The sequence below is a fragment of the Bacillus sp. AF62 genome (assembly GCF_050312695.1).
Classification (GTDB): Bacteria; Bacillota; Bacilli; order Bacillales; family Bacillaceae_G; genus Bacillus_A; species Bacillus_A cereus.
On record NZ_JBNPJZ010000160.1, the window covers coordinates 1 to 9,096 of the forward strand.

The window sequence follows — 9,096 nt, forward strand, 5'->3', positions numbered from 1 at the left end:
TAGAAATTAAAAATGATGGTCAAGTATCCAAACATATTATATACAATCGATATATTTATTTTTAAATAGGTTCATGGTAGAGACTGCTGAGTCAAAAATTCTATAAAAAACAATATGTGGAATATATTTCCCGACGGATAGAGTAAACTTATAGACCTTAACGTTTTTTATGGTATATTCAAAAAGTCTCATTTGTACGACTGATTCTGTAAAAGTATGTGAAGTGTATTGATAGGAAGAGATTTTTTATTTTTCTCAACTTGCTATCCCTATTATTCAATACGTGATTTTGTTATCCTATAAATAGATAGATAATTCCCCAGATTATCATCTATACCATTCCGTTTACTGAAAAAGAGAGTTCCGAAGAGAACTCTCTTTTTCCTATTTGTTATATATATCCCGACATCATTTAGTGGATGTGAAATTTACAGCCTATAATAAAAAGTACACCCGAGAGTATATTTAAAAACAAAGGAATAAATGCACGATTATATCTTCTAATATTTTTAGATTATATTAGAAATCAAAAACCTTTGAAGCAAAATGAAGGTATTTCAATAGGTTTTGATATACTATAAAGAAGGATTATGTAGTTAGTGGTTAAAAAATATTGTATCTATTTTGATAGAGGTGGTGATTTGTCTTCAAATATGATATCAGTAGCGCGCTTATTTCGGTAGTTCGATGCGATATCTAACATGATATACTCTTTACCTTTTTCAATTACAACTTGTTTTTTGGTTACTTTTAATTGTTATATGAGACTGCCTTCTTCAATAAAAAATATCCAACCAAATACTTAATTGTACATATAACTTCAGCATTAAAATAACGAATGGTACTTACAGATTCAAAATATATGATGAGATTTATACCTAAGATGCTCCGCTTATTCTTCATACTCTAAAACTGTGAAAATAATTTTTATAAATATTTAAACTAAACTTAATATATAACGCGATTTAACCTACGAGTTCTAACGGAAGTAACTTGCTGGACAGAAGTAATGTGTTCAGGATTAATTAAAGTATCTTCGAAACAGATCAAACCATTCTTAAAACTTCCATCGGGTGCAATTACTTTATCCAAAAATTTTTCTAAGTTCATTTTTAATATATGTGTTTTTCCGTTTACAAGACTAACATGTGTTACAAATATCTTTTCCATTATGCTCCCCCTTATCATAGTAAATTAAATCTGCATAACTATGCTTTCCTTCTTAGTACCATATACATAATTTATGAAAGTGAGTACATGTAATATTCTTCTCAAAATAATAAATCAACTAAATTTTTAACGGATTGTAAGAAATCCTTTTTATAGAAAACCATACGTTTTAAATCAAGATTTCTAGAAGAATTAACAAAATAAAATATGAATTGGTGATATTATCTATATTCCTGCCCCCAAAAAAACTTTACAATGGGAACGAATTTGTGAATTTGTATCTGAGAAACACGATGATGGGAGTCATAAGCACACATATAAAAGACCCTCTTTTGATAAACGCTCTCTTCCAAAGATATAAGAAAGAATATCACCAAATGGGAGCTACCATCAATAAAGATGTATGATTTAATATTAAAATAACCTAAGTATGAAACAAGGTCATCGGTTTATCAAAAAAAGAATTTGGAATATGCTCCGATTGAAATCAGTGCTGACAGTTACAAAAATGATGGCTAGAATAGAAGCTATGCATATGCTCAAAAAAGGCCAAACCATTTGAGGGCAGAAGTCTGTAAAAAAGCGACTGTATCTATCAATGTAATCTTTTGTTTAATAGTATAAATTTCAATTACGTTAGGAATCTTTTGTTCATTCTTCATGAATCCACTATTTTTGCACCAAAGCCGGTAAAATACTTTAGTTGCGACAAAAGTGAACAAATCACTTCAAAATAAGATCCTCTGTTGGAGGTTACTAAAATAAAGGAATTAAAAAATCTCCACTTTTAGAAACAGGATTATTAAAATAAATATTAAGCTAAGATTAAATAAAGTACAATATTATTCTATCCATATAAGCTCCTTACTAACGCAACCTGAATAAAGATAAAGACCTTTTATTTTTCGTAAAGAGTCTTTATTATAATTTGTTATTATATTCCTTAAAATTGTCTTTCTTTTTCAATAGAAAAATTCCTATTACTACTGAGGATAAATAAACTTTATATTTATTTGACAAAAAATTGATAGCAAGGCCCTTTAATTTGTTTATTTTATGATTAATTAAATTTGCTTATACAATATAATGGTACAAAAATGTAGTCATTATAATTTGTTACAAAATATGGTGAATTTGAGATAGATTAAGTGTACATTGGATATTAATTCATCGATTACTATGTTTGTATCTTTTTGAGATTTTAAAATTTCTAAGAGTGCCATAGTATTGTTTAATTTTTCTTGAATACAGTTAAGGTTTTGTGAATCAAGACCTTTTGTACATTGAACAAGTCTATATTCTACTTCACTTATTTGTTTTTCAATTTCAAACAAAATTTTTTTTGAAAAATTACATAAATTAGTCATATTTTTCCCTCATTTTATAAAATTATAATAATTAATAAGAATTTATTATTAGTTTATCGTTAATTCAATTGTATCTGTTATCGGATTTTGTCTAACATGCAGACAAAATCGACTGTATAAATACACTAATTAAATTATTGTGATTGACGTTTGGAAAATATACTTAAACAATAATATTATTAAAGGGTTAAATTCATGAAGATTCAGTGTAAAGGTATCAGACAGTAGCTGAAACTTAAATAATAAATATATTTTTGTCATTTGAAATATACGTTTTCTAAAGATTACTTACAAAGAAAATAAAGTGTCCCTCATAAAAAAACGGAAACGGATAAATTTTTCCTATACAAACGTTACTTATGTATTGAAAAAGACTCATAAAGAAAAGTAAATATGATTTCAAAAGCACTTTGGTATAATAAAAAAACTAATCGATGAAAATACTGTATTCTTACGTTAATACAGGTGTCTCTTTGTGTATGTTATATGATGTAAGGAATATTACGGTGGCAGGAAAACAAGTTTCAGGTTCTTTATTAGGTACAATTAATGCCATTACAGGTAAATTTTTTTGGAAAATAATTGTCGTTTTACTTTGCTATTATTTAAACTGGAGATATATTGATTTTTTAACGAGGATTTATCTGGATTATTGTATTGAAAATACATAAGTAAGTGTATAATTAATAAAAGAAAGATGTTAATTATAAAATTATTGGTTACCTATATTTAACATAATGTTAGCTTATGGTAAAATTATGTATAACTTATTTCTTATTATAAGGTGTCCTTTTGGTTTTATCAACCAAAAGATATCTTAAATTTAAGAATTGCTCAGCAATATATTCACATTTGAAATTCTAGTTACATTTAAGGTATTATTCATATATCTTCTATCAAAAAATAAATAAATAAATTTTGTATATGATAACGAACTAGGAGTAGGCAATATACCAACAAAAAAATAACAGATTATGGAGTTTGCTGTTTCAACTAATCAATACCGCCAGTAATGATGTTCATTATGAAATACTGCAGTGAATCAGCCAGACGGGGTGAGAATACTAATGTATATTTTGCTATCTGGATTTCATCATTAAATCTTTTGATTTGGTATTAAATTTATAATTTAAGTGTTGTAAAAAATACTATTTTTCCTTTATCAACAATCTGATGTGCTGACGTGTCACATGTTACTTTAATTTGTTTAGCTTTCATTAAACATGCCTTTGTTTTACCTCTTGTAATTGTCTATACCATTTAGAGTACAAGCTTTTATATCATATGAACCTATATCTAGAATAACAATAATCTCACGTGAAAACCATCATTTTGGTTTAGGAGCATTTCTTGGGCGTCTCAAGATATTTCTCTTCTAGCGTGTACGTCTAACAACCTTGTGTATGAAAAAATGTCCTAGAGAACTACTACCATTTATGTTCTAGAGTCAGTCTGCGCGTAGGGAGTCCCGATTGTTCAATAAGAAACTTTCTTTGGCATATGATACATCTATAGGATTCCAGTATTTTATTTATTACGGGAATCTTCTTACAGAAAAATATAAATTTGAAATATTAATATACAAGGAGGATACATTATGCAGGTAAGGATAAAAGAAATTCGAAAGAACTTTGGAGATACTCTTCAAAGTTTAGCTCATAAGATAGATTACGACTATAGTAATCTATCTAAAGTGGAAAGAGGTATTTATACTCCATCGTTAGAATTACTATATAAAATTGCTGATGTTTATAACATTGAGATAACAGATTTATTATGTCAATCCCATTTGCATGATAAAAAAAATGTATCTTTAGAACAACAAAACACTTCAGAAAAATATTTACTAAGCTTAGATGGAAAACAAATTTCTGAAGATGAATTAGAATTCTTAATACAAAGTGTTCGAATTTTTCGAGATAAATTAAAAAAATATAAAGAAACTAACAAGTGATATTTTTAGATCGAAAAAACTTTTAATTTTAATAATTAAATTAAAAGTTTTCGATTTAATTATCTTTTTTTATAACAGAAGTCCCCCACCTAGTCATTGATATCCTCACACTTTCACAAAAATTGAGGAAGAAATCTTCTAATAATTGATATAATAGAAAAAATTTACCAATACATATCTTTTTTAACTGAAAATAGGTAGCTCGGTGATTCAACATACAAGATACTTGATTTCCTACATTGGAAACATTGGTATTCATAAGAATTCCCCACTTCAAACAAACCATAAATACAGAGAGGATAATTTAATTTAATGAATTTTTATAAATAAAATTTCTTAAATCCTGTAATTCCCTACTCGTTGGGATAATTGAAATTCTAATAATGGGAATCTTAGCCTTAACACTTGAAAAAGTAGTGATAATTAAATCTATTTTTAATAATGTATAATCATAAGTAGCTATATCTTTTATATCAATATGCACGAACTGGAAAATAGATCCGAAATTTGATGTGAGAATCCCTTTTAAATATAGTTCCCATTTCTCTCCATCTTCAATTATTAGTAATACTTTAATATTTAAAGATTTTTCTATCATACATACCCCCTCAATTTGAATTGTTAACGTCGAAATTTCTTCATTAGAGATAGGAGTTTTAATAGAATATTTATTAACCCATTCAGTATAAACATCTTTAATTTTGTAAAAAGTGTCTGTATGAGCGGTCATTATATAGGAGGTTGTTATCCCCTCTGGAAAATTAATATTAGGAAAGAAATGGTATTTAGAAAGCGTTTGTTTCAAATATTGTATTATTGCAAAAACAAAATCAGAATTATTTAGAAGCCCACATTTGAATGTATATTCTAATTTAAGAATAAGATCTTTAATATCCCTATAAATTACAACATCATCATTATAAAAATGCTGTAGTACATTTTTTTTGTAGGATAATAAATTCTGATGAACATACTTTGAACAATTAATAGCTATCAAAATAAAAACTATTTCCTCTATACTGAATTTTTTTTGAAAATCCATTTCATTCAAATGAAACATTTCCTTATAAAAAGGAGTCTCTATTATTTTGTTAATTAAAGATGCATTCAATGAAAGTATAATACCCTTTTTTTTCTGATCGGATATGATAGCTATTAAATACATTAGTTTTCTTTTATAAAGGGGATACAATTTTATTCCTAATTTCTTTTCTATTTTTAATACACATGAATCGGCTTCTTTTTCTTGCTGATTTGTAAAGGGCCATTCATCATCTGCATAAGAATTGAAATAAAATTCTTGATACATAAGAATTTTATTTATTGAATCCCCATGAATTTTTAGTGGTTTACGTTTTAAATATAAATCAAATTGACTTAAATATGTTTCTGTTCTTTTTAAATAAACATATAAGGATGCCGGAGATACGTATATATAGTCAGATAACTCAGATATTTTTGTGATATTTGTTTTGAAAAGCGTATCTAGAATTTTAAAGGTTATTTCATTTCTAATAAATAAAGAATTTAATTCAGAACAAGCACTCTCTGCAGGTTTGTGCAAGATTACTCCTTTTCCTTTAGAAATTTGTAAATTCCAATTAGGAGGTAACAGCTCCTTAATAATTACTATGTCCCGCTGAATAGTTTTAGTCGAGCAGTTTATTTTGTTTGCAATTTGTGAGAAAGTATGCCAATTTTTATCTTTTAATAAGAAAAACAATAAATCTTTTTGCCTTTTTATTAACATAAGTAAATGTTTACCTAAGATAATAGGTAGTCTCCTTTCTTAATTTAAAATAACATCCCAATGTCTATCAGAATTAATTGTCGTAATGAATACAACGGAAGTTCTTTGATAATTTGGTAGACAAGGAATTTATAATTGTTACGATATCTAGAATTAAAATTCTACACTTCAAGATTTATTAAATTAACTATTTCTAGAGGTATCACAAGTAAGAGTTTTTTTATTTTTTAGAAGTATAGTTGGATGAACTTCAAAGATCCAACATATATTTTATTAATTGTTTTAAAATTCCTTAAAATAATTTTATATACTTACCCCATTTTTGATTTGTAAAAGCGTTCGAGTGTGAAATACGTCTCATATAAAGTGTTTTTTACAATATTGGTTTTTATTAGTTAAGAGTTTGTTTTTGGTGGAAAAAGCAATTTACGCTTTTTTAATTCGCGATATAAACTACTTACATGACAACCGATTTTTTTTGCAATATCAGGATATTCCATTCCTTGTTCAAATAAGCTTACAGCTTCTTTACATTTATCATTCCACTTTTCTTTTGGAGTCAATACAGTGTTACTTCTTCGCTTGAATGCTTTTTCATTTAAGGTAGTTAATTCTTTGCCCACCTCACACTCTTCAATACACTGTTTAGAAGACATATATTGAAATTGACAATTTTTACAGTGCTGTTCTTGCAGATTAAAGAAATGAATCCTGCTTGGAACAGGTCTCATATATGTAGAGCTCCTTTCCGAAGTATAATATATATTTGATTAATATATATTATACCCTTTATTTTTTGGTTTAAACAACCAAAAAATAAAGGGTATAATATAATATTTTTAACTATACGTTGGTATCTACAATACAATTTCTCAAGATTTGTTGGAAGAATGAAGAGTATGCGTTGGATTCACATTTAAATAACATGGTAAAACAAGATTAAACCTACTGAATGTCCCTCCTTATTAATGGGTGTATTAAAAAGATACAATGGCAGTAAGAATTTATTTCGAAAAGAAGATGTTCACCAATACTTATTAGCTCATAAAAACAACAAAAACCTAATTAGTATCGAAATGGACGACCCTTTTAAAGAGTTCATTTACAAAACAGAAACACTTTTACAAATTTCTTTTTCAAAAAAATTGATACGAACTAAAGATTTGTGGTTTCAATATGTTCGAAAACAAATACACGCTACCAGAAGTTTAAATATTAGCATTTATATTAACTATCGCTCAAAAACAAGTTTCCATTTAGCAGATTTATTAACTAAAGAAATCTATAGTTATTCTGCGTCATCCTTAAACAAATTATTTTTTGAAGAAAACTCAAACATACCTCGTACTTACCAGCGCATCCTATATCATTTTTGCAGAGAAGTTTATGCTTCTATTTATGAAGTTACACAAAAAGCACCTTACACACTCGACAAACTTATTAATCCTAACCATTTTTTAAACCAACGTGATGTAGATTTATCTAGATATACCTATGAGGAGTACAAAGATTTATATCGATTTGCCAATGACTTATCAATACACAAACTTACTGCAATTCACGATGTGGAATTTTTTCTTAAGGGAAGCAAACACTGTAATTATGACAGTTATTGGTTATACATATTAATACAACTTACAAATAATTGGCGCCATGCAATAGTTATAACTCAAATTCCAGAAATAGACTTATCGACTACTTCGATTACAGACCTGGATTAGTTAAAACAAAATACCCCTTCAATAGATGATGCTAACTCTATAATCTTCCAGGTAGGTCGTTATGTAAAAAAGATCCACAAAACTGGCGCAGACAGCATTTTTCGGATTGACGCCCCTTTAAAAATCACTTTTGCAACAGCCATAAGCATTTGTCAACTACGCGTAAATGATTATCCTATCGTTGCTCCAAGTTCAAATCAAAAAAACACATCACCTAAGAATATACCAAAAGGTGTAGGTGCTTTAATATGGATTAAAACTCGTTATATAGTTCAACCGAAACATACAGCACATAAAGTCTTTTTTAAACATTTCAAACATGAATTTAAATTTTCTAATCGAAAAATGAATCGTACGCTTACTACTTTGATTTGGTCTGTATTAAGATCTTTAAACGCGGCTAAGGTCTCAAAATCTCACTTTAATGAAGAAGCCACGATGCACTACATTAAATTAGATGAGAAGTAACTTACTCATTTAATAGAGCAAATCTTTGAAAGAAGTTCCTTCGGCTATATAACTCAGCTATTAACCAACAAACTATTTGATGGATTAAATATTGAAAAAAACGTAGAAACACAAAAAATGCTAGAGTTAACAAAGAAATTTGGTGATGTTCAAAAAATAGAGGTCTCTTCTGGTCTCATAGAGCGTCTAGCAACTGAACAAGGGGCAGTTATAGATTTAATAAACGGATTAAAAAAAGAGGGAATTCAACATCTCCTCTCTCAAGCAACGACCAATACACTATATTCTAAACAAGAATATTATCAGTGTGTGTTTTCTCGATGCAAATATCAAGGGAACACTTAACTAAAGAAATACATTGTATTTTTCTAGAATCGCGTTGTTTATAGGGAAGCCCGAAGATAACATCTGTGTTACGCAAAAAAAGAAAGTATATTTCACAAAAAACAGTGACCAGAATCATAAAAGAACAAGGGTTACAATCAAGAACTATAAAAGAACTATAAAGCTACTACAAATTCCAAACATTCTTATCCGATACAGGACAATGTGTTGGATCGTCAATTCAAGATAGAAACGCCCAATTAAGCTTAGAACCTGTTTAAAATCTTTTTAATAAAATCGCTACACCTGCCAATAAGCAACTCTGTCTGCTATTTTCAAGTG

At 27.9% G+C, this 9,096-nt stretch carries 7 protein-coding genes and 2 pseudogenes; 5 read left to right on the forward strand and 4 right to left on the reverse strand.

The genetic code is table 11. The features are described 5' to 3' along the window. Positions 1-948: 948 nt before the first annotated feature. Positions 949-1,170: a hypothetical protein gene (locus ACQRBL_RS31390; protein ID WP_023523866.1), complete on the reverse strand. Its 222-nt coding sequence runs from the start codon at positions 1,168-1,170 to the stop codon at positions 949-951. Positions 1,171-1,606: 436 nt separating this feature from the next. Between ACQRBL_RS31390 and ACQRBL_RS31395 the strand changes: the two are divergent. Next, positions 1,607-1,723: pseudogene (locus tag ACQRBL_RS31395) on the forward strand (IS6 family transposase); the annotation flags it as partial. 553 nt (positions 1,724-2,276) lie between these two features. Here ACQRBL_RS31395 and ACQRBL_RS31400 read toward each other — a convergent pair. Beyond that, positions 2,277-2,537, reverse strand: coding sequence for a hypothetical protein (locus ACQRBL_RS31400; protein ID WP_023523865.1), 261 nt, complete (start codon positions 2,535-2,537; stop codon positions 2,277-2,279). 1,597 nt (positions 2,538-4,134) lie between these two features. Between ACQRBL_RS31400 and ACQRBL_RS31405 the strand changes: the two genes are divergently transcribed. Then, on the forward strand, positions 4,135-4,491 hold the full coding sequence (locus ACQRBL_RS31405; protein WP_001198081.1) for a helix-turn-helix domain-containing protein: 357 nt from the start codon (positions 4,135-4,137) through the stop codon (positions 4,489-4,491). A 304-nt stretch (positions 4,492-4,795) separates the two neighbouring features. On the opposite strand, the gene ACQRBL_RS31410 is transcribed toward ACQRBL_RS31405, so the two are convergent. Continuing rightward, entirely contained in the window at positions 4,796-6,241 is a 1,446-nt protein-coding gene (locus tag ACQRBL_RS31410) for a helix-turn-helix domain-containing protein (protein ID WP_097984011.1), read from the reverse strand. A 395-nt stretch (positions 6,242-6,636) separates the two neighbouring features. Next, on the reverse strand, positions 6,637-6,972 hold the full coding sequence (locus ACQRBL_RS31415; protein ID WP_023523861.1) for a helix-turn-helix domain-containing protein: 336 nt from the start codon (positions 6,970-6,972) through the stop codon (positions 6,637-6,639). A 237-nt stretch (positions 6,973-7,209) separates the two neighbouring features. Between ACQRBL_RS31415 and ACQRBL_RS31420 the strand changes: the two genes are divergently transcribed. From ACQRBL_RS31420 to ACQRBL_RS31430, 3 genes and pseudogenes are all read left to right on the forward strand, one after another. Continuing rightward, positions 7,210-7,962, forward strand: a complete 753-nt coding sequence (locus tag ACQRBL_RS31420; RefSeq protein ID WP_411996726.1) for a hypothetical protein — start codon at positions 7,210-7,212, stop codon at positions 7,960-7,962. Between the two features lie 585 nt (positions 7,963-8,547). After that, positions 8,548-8,775 carry a hypothetical protein gene (locus tag ACQRBL_RS31425; protein ID WP_411996727.1) on the forward strand — a complete coding sequence of 76 codons (228 nt, stop codon included), beginning with the start codon at positions 8,548-8,550 and terminating at the stop codon, positions 8,773-8,775. Then, positions 8,763-9,012: pseudogene (locus ACQRBL_RS31430) on the forward strand (IS3 family transposase); the annotation flags it as partial. The gene ACQRBL_RS31425 and the pseudogene ACQRBL_RS31430, both read left to right, overlap by 13 nt. Positions 9,013-9,096 lie beyond the last annotated feature (84 nt).

What these genes read in the sequence shown, in the direction of transcription:
- ACQRBL_RS31410 (WP_097984011.1), bottom strand. Translation starts at nt 6,241, where the DNA reads ATGTTAATAAAAAGGCAAAAAGATTTATTGTTTTTCTTATTAAAAGAT.
- ACQRBL_RS31420 (WP_411996726.1), top strand. Translation starts at nt 7,210, where the DNA reads ATGGGTGTATTAAAAAGATACAATGGCAGTAAGAATTTATTTCGAAAA.
- ACQRBL_RS31390 (WP_023523866.1), bottom strand. Translation starts at nt 1,170, where the DNA reads ATGGAAAAGATATTTGTAACACATGTTAGTCTTGTAAACGGAAAAACA.
- ACQRBL_RS31405 (WP_001198081.1), top strand. Translation starts at nt 4,135, where the DNA reads ATGCAGGTAAGGATAAAAGAAATTCGAAAGAACTTTGGAGATACTCTT.
- ACQRBL_RS31415 (WP_023523861.1), bottom strand. Translation starts at nt 6,972, where the DNA reads ATGAGACCTGTTCCAAGCAGGATTCATTTCTTTAATCTGCAAGAACAG.
- ACQRBL_RS31400 (WP_023523865.1), bottom strand. Translation starts at nt 2,537, where the DNA reads ATGACTAATTTATGTAATTTTTCAAAAAAAATTTTGTTTGAAATTGAA.
- ACQRBL_RS31425 (WP_411996727.1), top strand. Translation starts at nt 8,548, where the DNA reads ATGCTAGAGTTAACAAAGAAATTTGGTGATGTTCAAAAAATAGAGGTC.